24 protein-coding genes are annotated in these 21,347 nt (G+C 53.9%); 7 read left to right on the top strand and 17 right to left on the bottom strand.

Features of this window, described 5'->3' with window-relative positions; all coding sequences use genetic code 11:
• Window positions 1–269: 269 nt before the first annotated feature.
• The 3 genes from AC6I8B_RS18995 to AC6I8B_RS18985 form a co-directional block, all read right to left on the bottom strand.
• Complete coding sequence (locus tag AC6I8B_RS18995; protein WP_033759259.1) at window positions 270–758, bottom strand: DUF943 family protein; 489 nt, start codon at window positions 756–758, stop codon at window positions 270–272.
• The gene (locus AC6I8B_RS18990; RefSeq protein WP_033759257.1) at window positions 758–1,570 is read right to left on the bottom strand and encodes a DUF3289 family protein; all 813 of its coding nucleotides are present in this window, start codon (window positions 1,568–1,570) and stop codon (window positions 758–760) included. Before AC6I8B_RS18990 ends, AC6I8B_RS18995 begins: the two co-directional genes overlap by 1 nt.
• Window positions 1,571–2,017: 447 nt before the next feature.
• Window positions 2,018–2,881 (bottom strand): YicC/YloC family endoribonuclease, encoded by an 864-nt coding sequence (locus AC6I8B_RS18985; protein ID WP_157354317.1) that lies wholly within the window; start codon window positions 2,879–2,881, stop codon window positions 2,018–2,020.
• Between the two features lie 155 nt (window positions 2,882–3,036).
• Between AC6I8B_RS18985 and AC6I8B_RS18980 the strand changes: the two genes are divergently transcribed.
• Window positions 3,037–3,462: a DUF3574 domain-containing protein gene (locus tag AC6I8B_RS18980; RefSeq protein WP_010672099.1), complete on the top strand. Its 426-nt coding sequence runs from the start codon at window positions 3,037–3,039 to the stop codon at window positions 3,460–3,462.
• Window positions 3,463–3,500: 38 nt separating this feature from the next.
• On the opposite strand, the gene AC6I8B_RS18975 is transcribed toward AC6I8B_RS18980, so the two are convergent.
• On the bottom strand, window positions 3,501–4,685 hold the full coding sequence (locus tag AC6I8B_RS18975) for a NupC/NupG family nucleoside CNT transporter (protein ID WP_031591888.1): 1,185 nt from the start codon (window positions 4,683–4,685) through the stop codon (window positions 3,501–3,503).
• A gap of 150 nt (window positions 4,686–4,835) precedes the next feature.
• Between AC6I8B_RS18975 and rph the strand changes: the two genes are divergently transcribed.
• The gene (gene rph, locus AC6I8B_RS18970) at window positions 4,836–5,552 is read left to right on the top strand and encodes a ribonuclease PH (RefSeq protein WP_010258378.1); all 717 of its coding nucleotides are present in this window, start codon (window positions 4,836–4,838) and stop codon (window positions 5,550–5,552) included.
• Window positions 5,553–5,601: 49 nt separating this feature from the next.
• Window positions 5,602–6,243 carry an orotate phosphoribosyltransferase gene (pyrE, locus tag AC6I8B_RS18965; protein ID WP_010672097.1) on the top strand — a complete coding sequence of 214 codons (642 nt, stop codon included), beginning with the start codon at window positions 5,602–5,604 and terminating at the stop codon, window positions 6,241–6,243.
• 35 nt (window positions 6,244–6,278) lie between these two features.
• On the opposite strand, the gene slmA is transcribed toward pyrE, so the two are convergent.
• From slmA to coaBC, 3 genes are all read right to left on the bottom strand, one after another.
• Complete coding sequence (gene slmA, locus AC6I8B_RS18960; RefSeq protein WP_010258372.1) at window positions 6,279–6,875, bottom strand: nucleoid occlusion factor SlmA; 597 nt, start codon at window positions 6,873–6,875, stop codon at window positions 6,279–6,281.
• Window positions 6,876–6,995: 120 nt separating this feature from the next.
• Window positions 6,996–7,454 carry a dUTP diphosphatase gene (gene dut / locus AC6I8B_RS18955; RefSeq protein ID WP_022624903.1) on the bottom strand — a complete coding sequence of 153 codons (459 nt, stop codon included), beginning with the start codon at window positions 7,452–7,454 and terminating at the stop codon, window positions 6,996–6,998.
• A complete protein-coding gene (gene coaBC / locus AC6I8B_RS18950) occupies window positions 7,432–8,652 on the bottom strand; it encodes a bifunctional phosphopantothenoylcysteine decarboxylase/phosphopantothenate--cysteine ligase CoaBC (RefSeq protein ID WP_157354316.1) in 1,221 nt (406 codons plus the stop codon). The genes dut and coaBC overlap by 23 nt, the downstream gene beginning before the upstream one ends.
• 180 nt (window positions 8,653–8,832) lie before the next feature.
• Here coaBC and radC point away from each other — a divergent pair, with 180 nt between their 5' ends.
• From radC to mutM, 4 genes are all read left to right on the top strand, one after another.
• Complete coding sequence (gene radC, locus AC6I8B_RS18945) at window positions 8,833–9,489, top strand: RadC family protein (RefSeq protein WP_010258361.1); 657 nt, start codon at window positions 8,833–8,835, stop codon at window positions 9,487–9,489.
• 241 nt (window positions 9,490–9,730) lie between these two features.
• Window positions 9,731–9,967 (top strand): 50S ribosomal protein L28, encoded by a 237-nt coding sequence (rpmB, locus tag AC6I8B_RS18940; RefSeq protein ID WP_006121249.1) that lies wholly within the window; start codon window positions 9,731–9,733, stop codon window positions 9,965–9,967.
• Window positions 9,968–9,986: 19 nt separating this feature from the next.
• A complete protein-coding gene (rpmG, locus tag AC6I8B_RS18935) occupies window positions 9,987–10,154 on the top strand; it encodes a 50S ribosomal protein L33 (RefSeq protein ID WP_003024094.1) in 168 nt (55 codons plus the stop codon).
• A gap of 69 nt (window positions 10,155–10,223) precedes the next feature.
• Window positions 10,224–11,033: a bifunctional DNA-formamidopyrimidine glycosylase/DNA-(apurinic or apyrimidinic site) lyase gene (gene mutM / locus AC6I8B_RS18930; protein ID WP_031591878.1), complete on the top strand. Its 810-nt coding sequence runs from the start codon at window positions 10,224–10,226 to the stop codon at window positions 11,031–11,033.
• Here mutM and coaD read toward each other — a convergent pair.
• The 10 genes from coaD to rfaF form a co-directional block, all read right to left on the bottom strand.
• Window positions 11,030–11,509: a pantetheine-phosphate adenylyltransferase gene (coaD, locus tag AC6I8B_RS18925; RefSeq protein ID WP_010258279.1), complete on the bottom strand. Its 480-nt coding sequence runs from the start codon at window positions 11,507–11,509 to the stop codon at window positions 11,030–11,032. The genes mutM and coaD overlap by 4 nt on opposite strands.
• The gene (locus AC6I8B_RS18920) at window positions 11,506–12,282 is read right to left on the bottom strand and encodes a glycosyltransferase family 2 protein (RefSeq protein ID WP_033773160.1); all 777 of its coding nucleotides are present in this window, start codon (window positions 12,280–12,282) and stop codon (window positions 11,506–11,508) included. Before AC6I8B_RS18920 ends, coaD begins: the two co-directional genes overlap by 4 nt.
• Window positions 12,282–13,556 carry a lipid IV(A) 3-deoxy-D-manno-octulosonic acid transferase gene (waaA, locus tag AC6I8B_RS18915; RefSeq protein WP_010258275.1) on the bottom strand — a complete coding sequence of 425 codons (1,275 nt, stop codon included), beginning with the start codon at window positions 13,554–13,556 and terminating at the stop codon, window positions 12,282–12,284. Before waaA ends, AC6I8B_RS18920 begins: the two co-directional genes overlap by 1 nt.
• Before the next feature lie 92 nt (window positions 13,557–13,648).
• A complete protein-coding gene (locus AC6I8B_RS18910; RefSeq protein WP_157354315.1) occupies window positions 13,649–14,782 on the bottom strand; it encodes a glycosyltransferase family 4 protein in 1,134 nt (377 codons plus the stop codon).
• Window positions 14,775–15,851, bottom strand: a complete 1,077-nt coding sequence (rfaQ, locus tag AC6I8B_RS18905; RefSeq protein ID WP_157354314.1) for a putative lipopolysaccharide heptosyltransferase III — start codon at window positions 15,849–15,851, stop codon at window positions 14,775–14,777. Before rfaQ ends, AC6I8B_RS18910 begins: the two co-directional genes overlap by 8 nt.
• Before the next feature lie 73 nt (window positions 15,852–15,924).
• A complete protein-coding gene (locus AC6I8B_RS18900) occupies window positions 15,925–16,911 on the bottom strand; it encodes a glycosyltransferase (RefSeq protein ID WP_223564656.1) in 987 nt (328 codons plus the stop codon).
• 327 nt (window positions 16,912–17,238) lie between these two features.
• Complete coding sequence (locus AC6I8B_RS18895; protein ID WP_157354313.1) at window positions 17,239–18,243, bottom strand: glycosyltransferase family 8 protein; 1,005 nt, start codon at window positions 18,241–18,243, stop codon at window positions 17,239–17,241.
• 9 nt (window positions 18,244–18,252) lie between these two features.
• Window positions 18,253–19,329: a glycosyltransferase family 9 protein gene (locus AC6I8B_RS18890; protein WP_157354312.1), complete on the bottom strand. Its 1,077-nt coding sequence runs from the start codon at window positions 19,327–19,329 to the stop codon at window positions 18,253–18,255.
• The gene (gene rfaC / locus AC6I8B_RS18885) at window positions 19,326–20,303 is read right to left on the bottom strand and encodes a lipopolysaccharide heptosyltransferase RfaC (protein WP_010258262.1); all 978 of its coding nucleotides are present in this window, start codon (window positions 20,301–20,303) and stop codon (window positions 19,326–19,328) included. Before rfaC ends, AC6I8B_RS18890 begins: the two co-directional genes overlap by 4 nt.
• Complete coding sequence (gene rfaF / locus AC6I8B_RS18880; RefSeq protein WP_010258260.1) at window positions 20,291–21,346, bottom strand: ADP-heptose--LPS heptosyltransferase RfaF; 1,056 nt, start codon at window positions 21,344–21,346, stop codon at window positions 20,291–20,293. Before rfaF ends, rfaC begins: the two co-directional genes overlap by 13 nt.
• Window position 21,347: the final 1 nt, after the last annotated feature.

Below are 21,347 nucleotides of genomic sequence, written 5' to 3'. Positions count from 1 at the left end.
TTATTTATCTTTACCTGATTCTGATGCTGGCCGCGCTGAAAAAGCGATCAATTGACGGAAGGAGCTAACTCTTTAAGTGCTGACAGCGCCTGACAGGGGAACAAAGCGCTACTGCGAGCGCTTTGTTGAGTGGAAATTACTCGATCTTCTGGATATGAATGATGATTTTGAGTAAATCTTATAAAAATCAGCTTCTTATTTTGGTTTTTTATGACGATTTACTATTCTACTCATCAATCCAGTTTCCGATGAGCACAGCTACAAGCTCATCAGCTTACTGGCTTGATGGTTGTCGTAAATCTTTCACCTTTGACCAGTTCACCGGATGGTTTTCGATAGTAAGACTTTCCATCAAGACGGTAGTAAGTGTAACCATCCTTTGTCTTAGTGATTTCCATGATCCAGGTTGACTTGTCTATACAATTTTCTTCTGTTTTCATGTCGTCGAAGCATAATAAGTAATCAGTATCATGGTCTGGAAAAGCCCCTGAGTTCCTGGGAGCGAGCTTTTGATACTTCCCATCAAACTTCCAGATTGAAACATTGTAAGTTTCAGGGGAAGAGATGGTTTTAACTCCATTATTATCCCACCATTCGATTTTATCGCTATCAGTGAAAGGGATATTTTTAACTAATAATTCTTTATTAGCTTCAGGACCATGAATTGCAAGCACCTTTGGAGAACTAAAGAAGCTCACGCAAAACAATAGTAACATTGCCAATGCCACAATAAAAATAATAATCTTTTTAATTCGCATTAATTTCTCCTGCTATTTATTTCAAACTCAGCTTTCATATTGGTTAAAAAAGGCTTAAAAGCAAAGTATTCCCATCTTTGAAGGATAAACCATATACGAAAGGCTCTGATAAAATGAAATTTAGGATTCTGGATGTCAGTTTTATCGAGACCGAAATGATCCTGCGCTGTAAAAGTTATTTTTGCGATATAACCATTGTCAGTTATATCGAGCTGGTTTATCAGTATGTTTGTAGCATGAATATCATGTATCGACATACCTAATCCATTGAAACTGTCAGCCCAACGGTTAAACTTAGGAAGTATTGAATTGCCTATAGCTTGTGTTATTAAATCTTTATCTGTAACTGATAAGCTTTTTTGTCCATCAACAATAATTTTATCTAATGAAGATTTGATTACTGTAAGTGGTGAGAGTGGCGATGTTTGACCACCTAATATTAGCGTCTTATATGCACTATCAAGAAAGGGACTGGAATAGCTTTTTCCGTTACCGTGATAAAGATGCTTTACGAGATTGTTGAATATTTGATGTTGCCCAAGGTAATATGCAGGCATAGAAAGACGAAGAAACTCATTGAAAAGAAGTTCAGCCATTTCCGTTCTGGATTTTCGACGGGTATCCTGAAAGGCGTTAAATATTGATACTTCCTTTCCAGTCCAGGGATTGACGACATTTGAAACATCATCCAGGTCTAAATCACTTCTTAGCTGTTTTTCAGTGAGATCTCCACACTTCATATCATCAGTGCTGTAATCGTTAAACTTGTGCTTCGTTTGAAAAATGGTGGCAGGAAACTTCAATGCTGGCATGATGACTTCCTTGTGATATTAATGTTTCATCCTGAAAAATCATGTAATTAATCGAATGCTAAATTATTTTAATATCGACATATCTGTAAAATCCAATGCTTCTTTGCTACAGCCCTGTTCATATAACTACCAGTCGCAGGTATTAAGCAGACTGATGTAATACTAAACGGCATGGTCGGAAAAGTGAAGGAGTGTAAGTCCCACCTTTCATTATGACCAATGACTATCCCTGACCTCACAGGAAAAAATGTTACCCATATAACTGACCTGTTAAACCAGACTCAGGACTACACCATTCTGACTATTCATTAATAGCTGGTTAAGCAGACGAGTTCCCCACTTTACTCCCAAAATCATTGAACTTTGACAGTGGAATATGGGCATCATGGAAAAGTAAAAAAGCCCATTTAACATGGGCTTGTGGGATGTACTGTGCAGGTGTGGAAATTACTCGATATTCTGAATCTGCTCGCGCATCTGCTCAATCAGCACCTTCAGTTCAATGGCTGACGTGGTGATTTCAGCGTTGATCGACTTCGAAGCCAGCGTGTTCGACTCACGATTGAACTCCTGCATCATAAAGTCGAGACGGCGGCCAACTGCTTCTTTCTTTTTCAGGATGTTGTAAGTCTCTTTAACGTGCGCATCCAGACGATCCAGCTCTTCAGAAACGTCAACACGCTGCGCCATCATCACCAGTTCCTGCTCAAGGCGATTGTTTTCCAGCTGGACTTCAGCATCTTCCAGTTTGGCGACCAGCCGCTCACGCTGCCATTTGATCACCTCAGGCATCTGCGCGCGCACTTTGCTGACTTCCTGCGTGACGCCTTCCAGACGCTGCTCAATCATCGCTTTCAGGGCGGTACCTTCGCTTTCACGTGCCGCAATAAAGTCATCAAGCGCACCATCCAGTGCCTGCAACAACTGGGTGTTGATGGCATCCAGATCCTGTTCCTGCGCAGACATCACACCCGGCCAGCGCAGAATATCCAGCGGATTAATCGCGCCTTCGTCGCTCTGCATTTTTACCCAGTTGGCAGCCTGCACCAGCTGTTTCGCCAGCGTTTCGTTGAGCATCAGTTCGCCCTGTGCGCTGGGATCGGCATCATAACGGAGGTTGCACTCAATTTTACCGCGCGTCAGACGCTGGCGAATGCGCTCGCGGATAACCGGCTCCAGCCCACGAAACTGTTCCGGCAGGCGGATGTAGGTTTCCAGATAACGCTGGTTCACGGAACGCAGCTCCCAGGCGGCGCTGCCCCATTCGCCTTTGGCTTCGCTGCGGGCATAAGCGGTCATACTGCGGATCATAAGCGGTACTCATTTGCGGAAAGATGGGTGAAGTATAGCGAGGCGAGCCACGGCATAACAGGCATAAGCGTCGCACAGGAAAATAACGAACCATTTCCGCTTTCAGCGACAGCCACTTATGATGACCATTGACCCTTTGTGAGGATGACTGATCTATGTCTCGCGTTATTGCCCTTCCTGTTGTGATGGCTCTGCTGCTGGCAGGTTGCCAGGCACGCCACTCGCCGCCCACTAAACCGCAACCTATCTGTGCGGGTGGCGACATGATGATGCAGACCACGTTGTGGTTTGGACTGAGCAAGCCTGATGGCGGCAGGGTGAGTTCACTCGACTGGATGAACTTCGTGGATAATGAGGTCACGCCACGGTTTAAAGCGGGCCTGTCGGTCTATGATGCCAAAGGGCAATGGCTGGGCGAGAACGGTCAGCTGGCACGGGAGAACAGTAAGGCGTTGATGCTGATCCACGGGATCGACCCCGCCACCAACGTTGATATTGAGGCGTTACGTAGCCTCTATAAAAAACGGTTTGGTCAGGAGTCGGTTATGCGGGTGGATGCACCCGTCTGCGTCGGATTCTAAGGCGAAAGCGGGCGGCAGAACTGCCGCCCGTTGAATGATCAGATAAACAGACCAGCAAAGGCTGCGGAGAGCAGACTGACCAGCGTGGAGCCATAGACCAGCTTCCAGCCAAAACGGGAAACCACATTTCCCTGTTTCTCATTCAGGCCTTTTATTGCGCCTGCCACAATGCCGATAGAGGCAAAGTTAGCAAACGAGACCAGGAACACCGACAGAATACCCAGTCCACGCGCACTCATGCCTGCCGCGACTTTCTGCAGTTCAATCATCGCCACAAACTCATTCGCCACCAGTTTGGTTGCCATGATGCTGGCCGCCTGCAGGGCATCGGCTTTGGGAATGCCAATCAGCCAGGCCAGAGGATAGAACAGGTAGCCGAGCAGTTGCTGGAAGCTGTAGCCGAACACCGCCGCAAACAGCGCGTTGACGGCCGCAATCAGGGCAATAAAGCCAATCAGCATGGCCAGAATAATCATCGCGACTTTGAAGCCTGCCAGGATGTATTCGCCCAGCATCTCAAAGAAGCTCTGCTCTTCATGCAGTTTATCCAGCGCGATGGGCTGCTCATCCTGGCTTTTCATCGGGTTGATGATCGACAGGATAATAAAGGTGCTGAACATGTTAAGCAGTAGTGCCGCAACCACATACTTCGGTTCGATCATCGACATATAAGCACCGACAATCGACAGCGAAACGGTAGACATCGCGGTCGCCGCCATGGTGTAGAGCCGGCGCGGCGGGATATCACCCAGAATCCCTTTATAAGCGATGAAGTTTTCCGACTGCCCAAGAATCAGCGTGCTGACGGCGTTGAACGACTCCAGTTTGCCCATGCCGTTAATCTTCGACAGCAGCGTCCCGAAAATACGGATCAGCAGCGGCAGGATGCGCCAGTGCTGCAATATGCCGATCAGTGCCGAAATAAAGACAATCGGGCAGAGCACGCCGAGGAAGATAAATGCCAGACCCTGTTTGCTCATTCCGCCAAACACGAACTCCGTGCCCTGTGCGGCAAAACCCAGCAGCGTCTCAAAGAAACCGGCGAACGAGCCGACCAGCGCCAGACCCCCGGCAGAGTGAAGGAAGAACCAACCCAGCGCGGCTTCCACCACAATCAGTTGAATAATAAAGCGCAGACGAATCTGTTTACGGTCATGACTGACCAGCAACGCAAGGGCGAAGATCACCACCAGCGCCAGCAGGAAATGAAGAATGGCGGCCATATGTCTTTTTTATCAGAGAGAAAGGAACGCGCATTTAGCCACAGCTGGCGGGGAATTTCATCTGATGCCTGCGTCAGACCAGCGTAAGAGACAGCGGACAAGGAAGTCCGTATAATGCGCAGCCAATCATTAGCAAGCCGGAGAATACCCATGCGTCCAGCAGGCCGTAGCGCACAACAGGTGCGTCCAGTCACATTGACCCGCAATTACACCAAACACGCAGAGGGTTCCGTTCTGGTGGAATTCGGCGAAACGAAAGTGCTTTGCACTGCCTCGGTAGACGAAGGGGTTCCGCGTTTCCTCAAAGGCCAGGGCCAGGGTTGGGTAACGGCCGAATATGGCATGCTGCCGCGTTCGACCCACAGCCGTATGGCGCGTGAAGCTGCAAAAGGCAAGCAGGGCGGACGTACGCTGGAGATTCAGCGTCTGATCGCCCGTTCACTGCGCGCCGCGGTTGATCTTAAAGCGCTGGGTGAATTTACCATTACGCTCGACTGTGACGTAATTCAGGCCGATGGCGGCACTCGCACCGCATCAATCACCGGAGCCTGTGTGGCGCTGGCTGATGCGCTGAACAAGCTGGTGGCCAGCGGCAAACTGAAAGCGAACCCGATGAAGGGCATGGTCGCGGCGATTTCAGTGGGCATCGTCAAAGGCGAAGCGCTGTGCGATCTGGAGTATGTTGAAGACTCAGCCGCAGAAACCGATATGAACGTCGTGATGCTGGAAGATGGCCGCATGATCGAGGTGCAGGGCACTGCCGAAGGCGAACCGTTCAGCCATGAAGAGTTGTTAACGCTACTGGCGCTGGCTCGGGGCGGAATTGAGGAATTAATTCAGGCGCAGAAAGCAGCGCTGGAAAATTGATGTAACAGGCGACCTCAGAGTCGCCTTTTCTTTATTTGAGGAGTGAGAAATGAAAGCCTGGCAGCGTCAGTTTATTGAATTTGCCCTGAACAAGCAGGTGCTGAAGTTCGGTGAGTTCACTTTGAAGTCCGGGCGTAAAAGCCCCTATTTCTTTAATGCTGGTCTGTTTAACAGCGGACGGGATTTAGCGCTGCTGGGACGCTTCTACGCGCAGGCGCTGGTGGATGGCGCTGTTGAGTTTGATCTGCTGTTCGGCCCGGCCTATAAAGGCATTCCGATTGCCACCACCACGGCGGTGGCGCTGGCGGATCATCATGACCGCGATGTGCCTTACTGCTTTAACCGTAAAGAAGCGAAAGATCACGGCGAAGGTGGCCTGCTGGTTGGCAGTCCGCTGCAGGGCAAAGTGATGCTGGTGGACGATGTGATCACCGCAGGCACCGCGATTCGTGAGTCGATGGATATTATCGGTGCGCACAACGCCACTCTGGCAGGCGTGCTGGTCTCGCTTGATCGTCAGGAGCGTGGACGCGGAGAAATGTCGGCGATTCAGGAAGTGGAACGTGATTACGGCTGCAAAGTGACCGCAATTATTACGCTGGCAGACCTGATTGCCTGGCTGGAAGAGAAGCCTGAGATGGCCGATCATCTGGCTCAGGTACGTGCCTATCAGAAAGCGTACGGGATTTAACAGAGGCGGGCGCAATGCCCGCTTTCTTTTACGCTTTACGCCAGCTGCGCGGCAATCAGCGGCCAGCGAGCCTCAAAGTCTGCGGTAGGACTGAAACGAAACTCAGAACGGACATACCGTGACAGTAAACCCTCACAGAAAGCCAGCAACTGACTTGCCAGCAGCGCCTCATCAGCCTGAAAGGCTTCGCCCTCGCGCATTTTCCGTTCCCGCATCACCTGTCGCAGCTGCACTTCAATCCGCTCAAACAGCTGATTAATGCGTCCCTGCAGTCGGTCCTGCTCAAACATCAATGCATGGCCGGTCAGAATGCGCGTCAGTCCCGGATTACGCTCACCAAATCCCAGAATCAGTTGCACGATCAGACGCAGACGCGTCATGGTCTCTTTTTCATCCTTGAGGATCAGATTGATGCGGGTAATCAGACTGTCTTCGATAAACTCAATCAGGCTATCGAACATTCGTGTCTTACTCGGGAAGTGACGATACAGCGCCGCTTCAGAAACGCCCACCGTGGCTGCCAGTTTGGCTGTGGTAATGCGCTGACTGCCATCACCCGACTCCAGCATCTGCGCCAGCGCCTGCAAAATCTCTTCGCGACGATTCCGCTTCGCGACTTTTTTTTCTGCCATGACCTTAAAGACCCCTGAAATTCACCTAAAAACAGGCAACACCTACGCATCTGCCACAGGAACGCGTCCTGTGGCGATGAGGAAAAAATAACGGGCGTAAGTGAAAGTCGGTAATGCGGGTTACTGGCGACCGGAGTGGCCGAAGCCGCCTTCGCCGCGCAGGCTGGCGTCGAAATCTTCGACCAGGTTAAATTCCGCCTGCACCACCGGTACAAAGACCAGTTGTGCCATGCGATCGCCGGGTTGCAGCGAGAAGCTTTCCTGGCCGCGATTCCAGACCGAGACCATCAGCTGTCCCTGATAGTCGGAGTCAATCAGACCCACCAGGTTGCCCAGCACGATGCCATGTTTATGGCCAAGGCCTGAGCGCGGCAGGATCACAGCGGCCAGATCGGGGTCGGCAATATGAATTGCCAGGCCGGTCGGAACCAGCGTTGTGGTGCCTGGTGCGATGTCGAGAACATCATCAATGCAGGCGCGTAAATCTAACCCAGCGGAACCTGAAGTCGCGTAGGTCGGCAGTGGAAACTCTTTGCCGACGCGCGGATCCAGGATTTTAACGTCTATTTTTTTCATCATAACGGCTGACAATCTCGTCTATTAATTGTTGGCCAAGGAGAGACTTATCGCTGAGCGGTAAGCGTTTTTCTCCATCCTGCCAAAAAAGGTGAAGAGCATTGGTGTCGCTATTAAACCCCTGTCCGGCTTTAGCGACGTCGTTAGCGCAGATCAGATCCAGATTCTTGCGCACCCGTTTTTGCCGGGCGTATTCTTCCACATTCTGTGTTTCAGCAGCAAATCCAACGACGAATGGCCGGTTTTCCTGAAGTGCAGCGACGCCGGCAACAATATCGGGATTCTGTACCAGGTTCAGCGTGACGTTATCATCGCCGCCCTGTTTCTTGATTTTATCGGCCGCAATATCGGCTGCCCGGTAGTCTGCCACGGCTGCGCTTGCAATGAAAATATGTTGTTTATCTATCTCACTCATGACGGCGGCCTGCATCTCCAGCGCGCTGGTCACATCAATTCGCCGCACACCCGCTGGCGCAGACAGGGTGACCGGGCCGCTGACCAGCGTGACCTGTGCACCGCGTCTGGCGGCGGCGTCGGCAATAGCAAAGCCCATTTTGCCGGAGCTGTGGTTAGTGATGTAGCGCACCGGGTCCAGCGCCTCACGGGTAGGGCCGGCGGTAATCATAATGTTGAGATGTTGCAGATCGTTGACGGGCGTAGCCCACTGCACCGCATGGTCAACAATCACCAGCGGGTCGAGCATCCGGCCCGGCCCGACATCGCCGCAGGCCTGGCTGCCGCTGTCCGGTCCCCAAATCAGCACGCCACGCGCCTGCAGGCTCTGCAGATTATGCTGGGTCACCGCCGCACGATACATCTGCTGATTCATAGCGGGCACTACTGCCACGGGTGAGGCCGTCGCTAACACGGCGGTCGTCACCAGATCGTTTGCCATACCGGCAGTAATACGGGCAATCAGGTCAGCAGTGGCCGGTGCCAGCACAATAAGGTCGGCCCATTTTGCCAGTTCAATATGACCCATCGCCGCCTCCGCTGCCGGATCAAGCAGATCGTCAAATACCGGATAGCCGGAGACAGCCTGCAGGCTGAGCGGAGTAATAAATGCTTTCGCACCCTCTGTCATCATCACGCGGACATCAGCACCGCGATCGCGCAGGCGGCGCACCAGCTCAGGTGCTTTATAAGCAGCAATACCGCCGCTCACGCCAAGAAGAATTTTTTTGCCGGCTAATCCCATCATGATGTTGGCCTCACTAAGCTCTCTGCCGCTCGCGGCGGCGAATGCACGGACTTTATCACAAAAGCGCGGATGCGCCTTTTCACTGACTGCGTTTGCGAGCCATCTCGTAGATTGCAGCTTCACTGATAGCTGCACTCTTCATGATGGGCCATGCTGAGGCTCATCTCAGGGAGAGCGGACATGAAAATAAAGGGACCACGGGAAAAACTCCGGAAGCTGGGTGCGCATGCCCTCAGCGATACCGAACTACTGGCCATTTTTCTCCGTACCGGATCGCCTGGACAGAACGTCCTGGAGCTGGCCGGACAGATGCTGGACGGTTTTGGCTCGCTTTATCAGCTCATGACGTCAGACAAAGCGGCATTCGGTGAAATCAAAGGGGTCGGCGATGCCAAGCTGGCACAGCTTCATGCGATTGCCGAACTGGCGAAGCGTTTTTTCGCCAGTAAGCTGGCCCGCGAAAGCGCAATGGAAAATCCACAAATCACGCGCCAGTATCTGCAAAGTCTGTTAGCCCATCAGGAGCGCGAGATCTTCATGGCACTGTTTCTGGATAATCAGCATCGGGTGCTGCGGGCACAAAATATGTTCTCTGGTTCCATTAACAGCGTGGAAGTTCACCCCCGCGAGATCGTCCGGGAAGCGCTGAAGCTCAATGCTGCCGCTCTGATACTGGCGCATAATCACCCGTCGGGCATGGCGGAGCCGAGCCGTGCAGACCGTGAAGTGACCCATAAAGTCAGCGAAGCCTGCCAGCTACTCGACATCCGTCTGCTCGATCATCTGGTGATTGGTCATGGCGAATATGTCTCCTTTGCCGAGCGGGGATGGCTCTGACAGGGGGAAATTTCACGCCAGGTGGCGGCTTTTTGCCCGATCATTCGGGATCTTTATCTGTTCGGGACTTGAGCACTTGGGCTGAGCGGCGTATACTACGCCACCTTTGAGAATCTCGGGTTTGGCGGTTAGGCCAGCTTAGCGGGTTCCATGGAATTCGCCTGGCGGGCTGCAAGCCTGACGAGGCGGCCCAAACCTAATTTTTAAAGCTCGAGCTGATTTGATTTTTGGAGATATTGACATGTCACGAGTCTGCCAGGTAACTGGAAAGCGTCCGGTGACGGGTAACAACCGTTCCCACGCAATGAACGCGACGAAACGCCGTTTCCTTCCGAACCTGCACTCACACCGTTTTTGGGTTGAGAGCGAGAAGCGCTTCGTTACTCTGCGTGTATCTGTTAAAGGTATGCGTATTATTGATAAAAAGGGCATTGATACGGTGTTAGCCGATATGCGTGCCCGTGGTGAGAAGTACTAAGGTACTAAGGAACTGAATCATGGCTAAAGGTATTCGTGAGAAGATCAAGCTGGTTTCCTCTGCTGGTACAGGTCACTTCTATACCACCACGAAGAACAAACGTACTAAACCAGAGAAGCTGGAACTGAAAAAGTTCGATCCGGTTGTACGTCAGCATGTGCTCTACAAAGAAGCTAAAATTAAGTAATTTTAGTGTTCTGCTAAAAACCCGGCTCCGGCCGGGTTTTTTGTTTGTGTAAAACGCTGAGGAGAGGGTATGCCAGAGTTGCCAGAGGTTGAAACCAGCCGTCGCGGTATCGAACCGCATTTGGTCGGTGAAACCATCCTTCACGCCGTGGTGCGTAATTCACGTTTGCGCTGGCCTGTTTCGCAGGAGATCCTGGCGCTGAGCGATCAGCCGGTGCTCAGTGTGCAGCGCCGGGCTAAATATCTGCTGCTGGAGCTGCCGCATGGCTGGATCATTATCCACCTTGGCATGTCCGGTAGCCTGCGCGTGCTGTCAGAAGAGCTGCCAGCGGCGAAGCATGACCATGTTGATCTGGTCATGAGCAACGGCAAAGTGCTGCGCTACACCGACCCGCGCCGCTTTGGTGCATGGCTCTGGAGCAGCGATCTGGCGGGCAGCAGCGTGCTGGCACATCTCGGGCCGGAGCCGCTTAGCGAGGAGTTTGACGGCGCTTACCTGTTTGAGAAGTCACGCGGCAAGCGGACGCTCATCAAGCAGTGGCTGATGGATAACAAAGTGGTGGTGGGCGTGGGCAACATTTACGCCAGCGAGTCACTGTTTACCGCCGGGATCATTCCCGATCGTGCTGCCGGCAGTCTGTCGCAGGCCGAAGCGGAACTGCTGGTCAATACCATCAAAGCGGTGCTGTTACGCTCCATTGAGCAGGGCGGAACCACACTGCGTGACTTCTTACAGAGCGACGGTAAACCCGGCTATTTTGCACAGCAGTTACAGGTTTATGGGCGGGCAGGCGAACCCTGCCGGGCATGCGGTACGCCGATTGTCAGCGGCAGACACGGGCAGCGCAGCACCTACTGGTGCCCGAACTGCCAGCATTAAGCCAGTTTAGCCAGCAATGCCTGATGCACCGGCGCGGGCAGGAAGGCGGTAACATCGCCGCCGTGACGCGCCACCTCTTTGACCAGCGAAGATGAGATAAACGAGAAGCCTTCAGACGGCATCAGGAAAACACTCTCCAGCGTTGGCAGCAGGTGACGATTCATCTGCGCCAGCTGCATTTCATATTCAAAGTCTGACACCGCACGCAAGCCACGAACCAGCACATTCGCCTGCTGGTCACGGGCGAAATTCGCCATCAGGTCGCTGAATCCGACCACCTCAACGTTGGGCAGATGGGCTATCACTTCACCGGCCAGCGCCACGCGCTCATCCAGGCTGAACATTGGTTTTTTGCTGGGGCTGGCGGCAACGGCCAGAATGACCTGATCAAACATCTGCGCTGCCCGCGTCACGATGTCGAGATGGCCGAGCGTCACAGGATCGAACGTTCCGGGATAGATGGCTTTCGTGATCATACTCGCCCTTTTGCCGAAGCATGATTCAGCGCCCAGAGGGCTGAATATTTATTGAAGGTATATTGCGCATTGACCACCGCCAGAATCCAGCCCTGCTTTCCGTCGAGAAAACCGGCACGCAGCAGCAGGGTTTTCATAAACGCGCCCAGCGTATGGCTGAACAGAGAAAACAGGCTGCAACGCTTACCGCGCCGATGGCGTTCCGTAGCCCAGGCTTCGGCATAAGCCAGCTGCTTGCGCTGAAAGGCGATTAAATCGCGGCAGGTCAGATGCTGCAGATCGCCGGGTAATGCCACCACCGGCGCGCCGTCACTTTGCAGTGATTCATGCACCAGATTGTCATTGTAGCGGAAGGTGCGTGGGTAGAGTCGCATGACGCGGTCAGGATACCAGCCGCTATGGCGCATAAAGCGGCCGAGAAACAGATTACTGCGGCCCAGGCTATAAACCGTACGGCTGGGTGGCGCGACCAGCACCTGCTCAATCGCGGCGCGCAGTTCAGGTGTCACGCGTTCATCCGCATCGATCATCAGAATCATGTCGCCGGTGGCATAGTGCTGCGCGCGCTGGCGCTGGATACCATAGCCCTGCCAGTCATCATTGAGGTAGACCTTCGCCCCAGCCTGCGTGGCGATCTCGACACTGTTGTCATGGCTGCCTGAGTCCAGCACGATAATTTCATCGGCCCAGCTGACCGAGGCCAGGCATTCAGGCAGCAGTTCCGCTTCGTTTTTGGCGATCATCACCACGGAAAGACGTTGGCGTGCTGACATTAGTGGGCCCGTGGTGGCAGATGCGGTTCGAGTAACTGTAGCAGACGCTGTAGCGCACCCTGATTCTGGTGCAGCACGTCTACCGCATGACGTCCGTAATAACGGCGGTAATCATCATCCTGTAACAGGTTGGTGACCTCTTTTTCCAGCGAAATCACGTCGGTGACGGTGATCAGCCCCTGGCCTTCCTGCAACTTGCTGCAGATATCTTTGAAGTTCCAGATATGGGGTCCCATCAGAACCGGAAGCGCATGGGCAGCAGGCTCCAGCGGGTTGTGTCCACCCCGTTCAACCAGGCTGCCGCCGACAAAGGCCAGATCGGCAATGCCGTATAGCAGCATCAGTTCGCCCATTGAGTCTCCGATGACCACCTGCGTTGAGCCAGACGGGATCTCGCCGCTGCTGCGCAGGATAAAACTGAAGCCGCGTTCCTGCGTGAGTTCACGGGCATCGTTAAAACGCTCGGGATGGCGGGGCACCAGAATCAGCAGCAAATCCGGAAACGTCTGCAGCAGGCGGCGATGAGCATCCAGCACAATGGCCTCTTCACCTTCGTGCGTGCTGGTGGCGATCCACACCGGACGGCGCGGCGCCCACTGACGACGCAGCGTCACCGCTCTGGCGGCCAGTTCTGGCGTCACGGAAATATCAAACTTCAGGCTGCCGGTAATCGTTAGTTGAGAACGTTTCAGGCCCAGGCTCAGGAAGCGGTCGCCATCTTCCGCATTCTGCGCCGCGATAAGCGTGATGCTCTGCAACAGTCGGCGCATGAATTTACCCAGCTTGCGGTAGCCTTTGGCCGATCGGGCCGAGAGGCGGGCATTGGCGATCACCAGCGGAATATTACGCTGGTGCAGAATGCGGATAATATTCGGCCACAGCTCGGTTTCCATGATGATCACCAGGCGTGGGTTGACCGTATCCAGAAAACGATTAATCGAACCCGGCAGATCATAAGGCAGATAGACGTGATGCACATCTTTGCCAAATGCAGATTGCGCGCGTTCAGAGCCGGTAGGCGTCATGGTGGTGACGGTAATCGGCAGGGTCGGGTAACGATGACGCAGAGCGCGCACCAGCGGGATCGCAGCCAGGGTTTCACCCACAGAGACCGAGTGCAGCACAATGCCGTCGGGCTTAACTTTGCCGACACAATAGCCATAGCGTTCTGCCCAGCGTTTGCGATAGGCAGGCGCTTTACGACCGCGCAGCCACAGGCGCAGCCAAATCAGTGGCTGAATTAAGTAGAGCAATGCGGTGTAAAAGGTCGTCATAGTTACCGTTACAGCAAATTCGCGTCTAAAAGCAGATTAAAATCAGATGGCGGCATGTTATCAGAAACCCCGCATGCACTCATCCCACATTGTCAGTTGCTGCTCAGGACCTGCTGATAAAGCGAAGTCAGCGCCTGCGCCAGCCGTTGTGGACCATAAGGTTCAATTTTGCGCCGCGCCGCGTCACCCATTCGTGAATCGACGGAAAGCGCCGGTAATGCATTAACAGCCTGATTTAACCCGTTGATATCCAACGCATCACAGACGAAGCCTTCCTGACCAGCGGTAATAAATTCTGCGCCACCGCAGCCAGTGCTGGTAATCACCGGTAAGCCGCAGGCCATCGCCTCCAGTACCACATTAGGAAAAGGATCGTAGAGGGTGGGCAGCAGCAGGCCATCAGCCGCGTGATAGAACGGCTGCACATCCTGCTGTACGCCGACAAAGCGCAGGCGGTCCAGACAGTTAAGCTGATTTGCCAGCTGCTGATACCGCTGCAGTTGCTTATCCTGACCCACCACAATCAGATAACGGTCGCTGGCAGCCAGCGCCTGTATCGCCGCTTTCAACCCCTTGCGTTCAAAGCCGGAGCCGACATAAATCAGTACGGTGGCCGCATCGGGCAGCGCCAGCTGCTGACGGGTGGCGCGACGTGCAGCTTCCGTGGCGGGCTGGAAACGGCTGGCATCGATAGCATTATGAATAACGTGGATTTTTCCGGCGTCGAGCGAGAAACAGCGCAGGATATCGCGCTTTACCATCTCAGAATTACAGATCACCGCTTTCAGCTTCGGAGAGTTAAACATCTCCGCTTCCGCCTGCAGGACATAGCGATGATAAGGGCTGAGCACAGCACTCAGTCGTTGCCACGATGAGACGATGCGGGCGCGCTGTTCCAGCCAGACGCGATGAACACCATCACCCGCGCGAAAAATATCACAGCCCGCGATGCGCTCGTGGCTTTGCACAATATCGAACTTTTCGCGCTCCCAGCAGGCGCGTGCTGCAAGGGCAAAACCGCGCTCACGGGATACCCGGCCCAGCTTTGCAGGATTACAGATATGCAGATGCCAGTCAGGATTGGGTGTGCCCTGCCAGCTGCGGGTAATGATGTTGAGATCGAGCTGCTCGCTGCCCAGCGCTTCCAGCGCGCGCGAGATAAAACGCTCGGCACCGCCATCCGGACGATATTTCTGCCGGACAATCGCCAGCCGTAACTTACTCATTCAGATAGCTCCTCGCTGCCGCGACCACATCCTTCACCGGAATGGCCGACAGATAACGCTGGTCTGTTTTGGTGTCGATGGAATCGGGTGAGGGCAGCGGGCCATAATCCCCCGCCCAGATGACATGATTATTGTCGCCCCATGGCCGCCAGTGCTGCAGCTTGGTCGGGCCAAACAGCGCAATACAGGGCGTTTCAAGTGCGGCGGCCATGTGCATTGGTGCAGAGTCGACACCAATAAACAGTCGGGCATGATCGATAAGCGCCGCCAGCTGTGGCAGAGTAAACTGACCGGCCAGCGAAACCACATCCGGCGACGCACACAGTGCCCGAATGCGGTTGATCATCGCCAGCTCCTGTTTGTCCGGCCCGGCGGTCAGCACCACTTTGCGGCCCGGCTGCGCCAGCTGATCGAGCGTGGCAGCAACGCTCTCCTCTTCCCAGCATTTAAAGCCCCAGCGTGAGGTCGGCTGCACCACAATATAGGGCGCGGTTACCTGATGCTCTGCCAGTCGGGTCAGCACAATTTGCTGGTCAGCGTCGCTGTAGTGCATTGAGACACGTGCGCCGTCGCTGCTGATGCCGAGAGGTGACAGCGCCGACATATTCTGCTCAACGGTATGCAGCTTGCTGTGATTGTGTGTGGAGACCAGCTGGTTGTGACACCATCGCCACAGGACGTTATCACGTTTTTTAAAAGCGAAACCGATACGTACTGGCGCCGCGGAGAGACGCGTAATCAGGGCAGCCCGCCACTGATCGGCCAGATTAATCACCAGATCATAATGTGCGTCACGTATGGCGCGAATTAATGCACGCTCATGGCCCAGCTTGCGCCAGGTGCCCTCCTGCTTCCATTTACGATCGATGACGTGCAAATGGCGGATAGCCGGATGCGCTTCCAGCATCGGACGCGTCTCCTGATAGAGCAACACGTCGATGCTGGCCTGCGGATAACGCTCATGAAGCGCATTGATGGCGGGCGTTGTGAGCAGCATGTCACCATGATGGCGCAGCTTAATCAGTAATATATTTTTTGGAGAGATGTTTGCTGGAGTCAGGCTGGCCATAAACAAGAGTTCTCAGAATTCAGTGAACCGATTGTAGGGCAAACCCTTTTTAGGATAAAGCCAGCCTCAAAGGTTATTTATCACGCCAGCGATAGAGCCGGGCCAGCCACAACAGCAACTGATACCACTGCTTAATTCCCCGGGCGTTGCGTAACATGCGCAGGTGTGTCCGGGTGGCGAACAGCTCGGCAATGATTGCCTGGCGTGCGCGGGCGTCAGGCTCACGTCTTACACTGTGGCAAACACTGAGCGCTTCATGGGTCACCTGATAGTGAAACGACGGGTAGATCTTCACGCGGTCACGATAGCGGTCATTGAGCTCTTCCAGCAGTCGCGCAATCTTCATGTAGTGACGCTGATACTCTACGTTGCGCTCGCCGGTACGTTTGCGATTGCTGATTGAGGCGTCGTGCATATAGTAGCGATAGAGTACCGCTTCGGTATAACGCACGCGTTTTGCCAGCAGCATAAACTCGGTGGTCCAGGGAATATCCTGATGATGCAGGCCGGGTTCAAACTGCAACTGATGCTGCTCAATCAGTTCCCGGCGATAGATGCCCAGCCAGACCACATGCATATAACGATGGGTTTTCAGCGCGGTATTCAGCCAGTCGGCACCGCTCAGTACCGGCGTGCTGCGCAGGCGATCCAGCGGAATCAGCGGCTTTACCCGCTGGCTGTGTTTGAAAAACCACTCGGCGTTGCACTGTGCCGCATCCAGATTATCTGCCTCCGCCAGTGTCACCAGAGTCTGATACATATCGGGTTGCATGGTGTCATCCGCATCAGGGAAGGTGACATATTTCCCGCGGGCAATCGCCAGTCCGGCGTTGCGGGCGCGCGAGACGCCGCCATTTTCCTGATGTATCACACGAATGTGAGAATGCTGCTGTGCATACTGATCGGCGCGCTCGCCTGAGCCATCGGTTGAACCGTCATCGACGATAATGATCTCAAGCAGAGTCAGCGTCTGCGCCAGCAGTGACTGCATGAACTCATCAAACATGCCGCCCGCATTGTACATCGGGGTAATGATACTCAGCAGAGGAGAAGTACTCATGACAATATCTGCACCAGCATTGTATTCACTGCGAAAAGGCGTTGCCTCGTCATAAATCATTTCCAAATCAGCAGAGTGAAATCAGGGAGTTCACAATTATAAAACGATGTTGCATCCCTGCTTTACTAAAAACCACGCCCGACAATAATAATGCGCTATATGCGCTTTTTTTACGCAATGTGGCCGTGCAGGTAAACAGATTATTATGCTGGCTTGCTGTCAGCGTCGTTATTACAGAGGTCGTGGCAAACAGCCGGCGGGATAAATGGCGGGAAAGTCAGGCGCTGAAATAACAGCGCCCGTATCAATCTGATAAACCTGAGTGTGCTATTGCTCACTCTGTTTAAAAAACTTGAGACTGACATACTTCATCATCCAGCTCAGGCTTTCAGCATACTGTTTCTGATGCCATTTTACGCGGGCGAATCGCTTCATCTCTTTATAATGCTTTGGCGTATCAAGCGGTTGTGAAGCCCAGGGGGAGCGCTGGTAATAGCTGTAGTAGCGCTGGGAAAGCTCGCTGCCAGCCCATGCATGCCAGGGTTTGCATTTACCGGTGTAGTGAATCATTACCGTCTCTTCTGGCACGCTCGTGTGATCCCAGACTTTATTGGCGATGATGTCGTAAATGTGGTTATAGCGGTCTGGCAGGATCAGGACCTCATCCTCCAGCACGATATTCAGCGCATCCTGATCGGGAAAACCAAACTCTGCGCCCCGCGTTACCAGCACGTCGGTAATGCGCGCGGTGGTCTGCCTTTCGAGCCAGCGTGGAATATTAATCAGCATAAAGCCGGAGTTGAAATAGTGGTGGTGCTTCAGCCCCAGCCTTGCGCACTGGTTATGTCGCGCTCGCGGTGTGTCATTACAGGCCGCCAGCGTGTAATCAGTGATATCCAGCGTGAACAGGGGAGAGTAGTCGCCCACCACCAGGGTGTCAGCATCAATATAGATCACCCGATCGCTGTAGCTCGCTACGGTTTCCGGGATCAGGAAACGGTAGTGGATACTTTTGGGATAGCGTCCGACCGCAGGCAGCTGATCAACCCAGGCACGGTTAAAGATATGCAGCGTGATCGCCAGACGATGGCCCGTGGCCAGTGAACGCAGTTTTTCCACATCCTCTTCGCAAAGCGAGTCTGAAAAAACATGGGCGTGGAAAGCGGTATCAGGATGATGGCTGAGAAGTGAAAACAACGTAATGCCCAGGCCACGCGCGTAGGCGTAGTTGATGCCAAACGCAACATGAACCGGATTATCATCCGTGTCAGCAAGCGTGTTAACCAGCAGCTGACTTTGCTGAACGGCCTCAGCAAGAGGGGTAATTGCCATTACGCTTCACTATTCCAGATTATGAGTAATAAACGTTTGTATTCTAGTCAGTTTATCGTGATCCAGCCCGAATAATTTTTCAGCAGGCTGATCAAACTGAAAACGGGTGGCAAAAACGAACGTCGACGCAGCAATATTATCCGGTCCGATAAACAAAACGTTATTGACCGGACGCTGTTCCCTGACTTCACACGGCCCGTAAAGCATGATCACCGGTATCTGCTGCGCATCCGCAATATAAGCATTGCCAGAGTCAGAGGAGATGTAGAAATCCATCTGTGCAATGGCCCACGGAACCTCTTCCAGTTTTAGCTCACCAATCAGACTGACGATATTGTCTTTCGGGCCGGTCAGGCTCAGTAACTCATCCAGCCACGGCTGCTCAGCCGGTGGGCCAAACACATAAAAGGTGCAGGGCAGGTCAGCCAGCGACGCCATCAGCTGCTGCCAGATGCTGGCAGGAATGGTTTTAGCCCGGTTACCAGCAGAAATACTGATGCCAATTTTAATACCGCTGCGCGGATTAAGCAGCGCGGCGGGCGGCGCAGGCGGCTGCCAGAGCGGTGAGGTCGCATGCTTAGGGAAATCGGTGTAGCGGTAGTCACGATTAATCAGCTTCAGGTAGCTGTCGAGCGTTAAATCCGTTTTGGTGTGGTCGACAATACCGCTGGCGCTGCGATAGAAGGTCTTATGGTAGGACTTACGCACATAGGTGCGCAGAAACTGCTTGTTCGATGCGTTGCAGAGCGCGGCGAAAAACAGGTTCACGCTGTTTGGCTGCACCAGATAGACGTTGTCATAGCGGTTCATCAGCGTGAACGCGAGCTTCAGTTTGGCAAAAAAGCTGCGCTTCGCCTCTTCAATCAGGAAATAGCGGCTGACCGTGTCATCGTGACGCGCCAGCGGCTCCACCGCTTTGCTGATCAGCAACTCAGACTGACCCAGTGCGCGCAGCATCGGGGTGATATTAATAAAATCACCAATCTTTGCCGTCTGGATGATCAGGCTGCGTCCGGTTGGCTGGTAAAACAGCCGCATTATGGCCCGGAAAGGCAGCAACAGCAGGTAGATCAGCACATAGTTCATGGCATGTTTTCCGTAATAACGGCCCGCAGTTTCTCTGCCACCGTGTCAGCAGTCAGCTCTGCCAGATTATGATTCGGGGCGCTCAGTGCCTGTTGGTTCTGCCCGTAACCGCCAATCAATCCAGGATCGGTCGGACCATACAGCGTGAGGTTGGGGCGATCCAGTGCCGCCGTCAGATGGCTCAATCCGGTATCCACTGAGACCACCGCGCGTGCGCCCGCCAGCTGTTGTGCTATCGCTTCCAGCGTCAGCTTAGGCAGTACATCGACATGCTCAAATCCTTCTGCAAGGCGCTGCGCACGCTGATGCTCATGTTCAGCACCCCAGGGCAATTTCACCCGCAACCCGCTGGGCTGCATCTGCTCAATCAGCTGTCGCCAGTGTGATTCCGGCCAATGCTTGTTGTCACGCGTTGTGGCATGCAGAAAGACCAGGTAATGATGTGCGTCAGCGGGCAGATGATGCAGAAAGTGTCCGGCAATCGCGTAGTCACCCTGACTTTGCGGTTTTTCATAGCCCAGGCTTTTGGCGAACAGTTCGCGCGTCCGCTCAACCGCGTGCTGTCGCTTACTGACCTCATGGCGGATGTCATACCACCAACTGGCGAACGGCTCACGCGCGCTGCGGCTGTCCTGCCCATGTTTCACCCCTTTCGATAAGCGGGTGACCAGCGCGGCACTTTTGATCAGGCCCTGTGCATCAATCACGATATCGTACTCACGTGACTGTAACGCGCGCTTAAACAGCACGCGCTCTTCACGCTGCTGACTGCCAAACCAGTGTTTGCGCCAGCGGCGAATCGCAACCGGTAACACCTTATCTACTGCGGGATGCCAGCCAGGGATCTGTGCGAAATTCTCTTCCACTACCCAGTCGAAACGGATGCCGGGAATGGCATGCATTGCATCGGTCAGTGCCGGGAGCGAATGCAGCACATCGCCCATTGATGAGGTTTTAACAATCAGGACGTGCATGGCACCTCCTGTGGCGCGAGCAGTTCGCTCAGCGTCTGATGTACACGTTCAGGCTGAATATCGATCAGGCTCTGGTGATAGCCCTGTTCGGCATCGCCTTTGCGCACTTTGTGATAGCCGGTAATCAGGCGAATAATTCGCGCCTGCTTTGCCAGCGGCGGCGTAAAGTCAGGACTGCTTGGTCCATAGAGTGCCACCAGTGGACGATCCAGCGCCGCGGCGATATGCATCAGGCCGGAGTCGTTGCTGACCACGGCACGGCATTGTGCCAGCAGAATCACCGCCTGTTCCAGCTGGGTTTCACCCGCCAGATTACGGCAGTGGCCGCGAGCCTCTTCGGGCAGCGCCGCGATAATCTCTTCGCCGGTCGGGCGATCTTTGGCGGAGCCAAACAGCACGATCTGAAAGCCTTCAGCAATCAACTGGCGGGCCAGCGTGGCGTAGTGATAGTGCGGCCAGCGTTTGGCCGGACCAAATTCAGCGCCCGGACAAAAACCGATGACCGGACGGGTCGCGGCGAGCTGAAACTGTGCGGCCGTTTCAATTTTTTCCTGCTCTTCAACCTGCAGTTTTGGCCACAACAGCGGCTGTGGCAGCTGCGCCGCCGACGCAACAGGTGTGTCGTAGCCCAGCGCAACGTAACGCTCAACCATCAGCGGAAACGCGGCTTTGTCCAGCACGCGCAAATCATTCAGCAGGCCATAGCGCATTTCACCGCGCCAGCCGACGCGGCGTTTTATTCCGGCAAAGAAGGGGACCAGCGCCGACTTGAAGGAGTTAGGCAGCACATAAGCACGGTCGTAGTGACTGGCGCGCAGCACTTTGCCCAACCGGCGACGCTCACCGATTTCCAGTGCGCCATGCCCAAGCGGCATCGCCAGCGCCTGATTCACCTCCGGCATGCGTGACAACAACGGACGGCACCATGCAGGTGCCATCACGTCAATCACCGCATCGGGATGTTCGGCCTTGAGGGTGCGATAGAGACTTTGCGACATCATCATATCGCCGACCCACGACGGGCCGATTACCAGAATTTTCATC

This window comes from Pantoea sp. X-Soil-ISGK-285, assembly GCF_059730815.1.
This window is presented reverse-complemented; position numbering and strand designations above follow the sequence as displayed.

Coding starts and splice junctions, on each gene's coding strand:
- AC6I8B_RS18995 (WP_033759259.1), bottom strand. CDS start 758: ATGCGAATTAAAAAGATTATTATTTTTATTGTGGCATTGGCAATGTTA.
- AC6I8B_RS18990 (WP_033759257.1), bottom strand. CDS start 1,570: ATGCCAGCATTGAAGTTTCCTGCCACCATTTTTCAAACGAAGCACAAG.
- AC6I8B_RS18985 (WP_157354317.1), bottom strand. CDS start 2,881: ATGATCCGCAGTATGACCGCTTATGCCCGCAGCGAAGCCAAAGGCGAA.
- AC6I8B_RS18980 (WP_010672099.1), top strand. CDS start 3,037: ATGTCTCGCGTTATTGCCCTTCCTGTTGTGATGGCTCTGCTGCTGGCA.
- AC6I8B_RS18975 (WP_031591888.1), bottom strand. CDS start 4,685: ATGGCCGCCATTCTTCATTTCCTGCTGGCGCTGGTGGTGATCTTCGCC.
- rph (WP_010258378.1), top strand. CDS start 4,836: ATGCGTCCAGCAGGCCGTAGCGCACAACAGGTGCGTCCAGTCACATTG.
- pyrE (WP_010672097.1), top strand. CDS start 5,602: ATGAAAGCCTGGCAGCGTCAGTTTATTGAATTTGCCCTGAACAAGCAG.
- slmA (WP_010258372.1), bottom strand. CDS start 6,875: ATGGCAGAAAAAAAAGTCGCGAAGCGGAATCGTCGCGAAGAGATTTTG.
- dut (WP_022624903.1), bottom strand. CDS start 7,454: ATGATGAAAAAAATAGACGTTAAAATCCTGGATCCGCGCGTCGGCAAA.
- coaBC (WP_157354316.1), bottom strand. CDS start 8,652: ATGATGGGATTAGCCGGCAAAAAAATTCTTCTTGGCGTGAGCGGCGGT.
- radC (WP_010258361.1), top strand. CDS start 8,833: ATGAAAATAAAGGGACCACGGGAAAAACTCCGGAAGCTGGGTGCGCAT.
- rpmB (WP_006121249.1), top strand. CDS start 9,731: ATGTCACGAGTCTGCCAGGTAACTGGAAAGCGTCCGGTGACGGGTAAC.
- rpmG (WP_003024094.1), top strand. CDS start 9,987: ATGGCTAAAGGTATTCGTGAGAAGATCAAGCTGGTTTCCTCTGCTGGT.
- mutM (WP_031591878.1), top strand. CDS start 10,224: ATGCCAGAGTTGCCAGAGGTTGAAACCAGCCGTCGCGGTATCGAACCG.
- coaD (WP_010258279.1), bottom strand. CDS start 11,509: ATGATCACGAAAGCCATCTATCCCGGAACGTTCGATCCTGTGACGCTC.
- AC6I8B_RS18920 (WP_033773160.1), bottom strand. CDS start 12,282: ATGTCAGCACGCCAACGTCTTTCCGTGGTGATGATCGCCAAAAACGAA.
- waaA (WP_010258275.1), bottom strand. CDS start 13,556: ATGACGACCTTTTACACCGCATTGCTCTACTTAATTCAGCCACTGATT.
- AC6I8B_RS18910 (WP_157354315.1), bottom strand. CDS start 14,782: ATGAGTAAGTTACGGCTGGCGATTGTCCGGCAGAAATATCGTCCGGAT.
- rfaQ (WP_157354314.1), bottom strand. CDS start 15,851: ATGGCCAGCCTGACTCCAGCAAACATCTCTCCAAAAAATATATTACTG.
- AC6I8B_RS18900 (WP_223564656.1), bottom strand. CDS start 16,911: ATGAGTACTTCTCCTCTGCTGAGTATCATTACCCCGATGTACAATGCG.
- AC6I8B_RS18895 (WP_157354313.1), bottom strand. CDS start 18,243: ATGGCAATTACCCCTCTTGCTGAGGCCGTTCAGCAAAGTCAGCTGCTG.
- AC6I8B_RS18890 (WP_157354312.1), bottom strand. CDS start 19,329: ATGAACTATGTGCTGATCTACCTGCTGTTGCTGCCTTTCCGGGCCATA.
- rfaC (WP_010258262.1), bottom strand. CDS start 20,303: ATGCACGTCCTGATTGTTAAAACCTCATCAATGGGCGATGTGCTGCAT.
- rfaF (WP_010258260.1), bottom strand. CDS start 21,346: ATGAAAATTCTGGTAATCGGCCCGTCGTGGGTCGGCGATATGATGATG.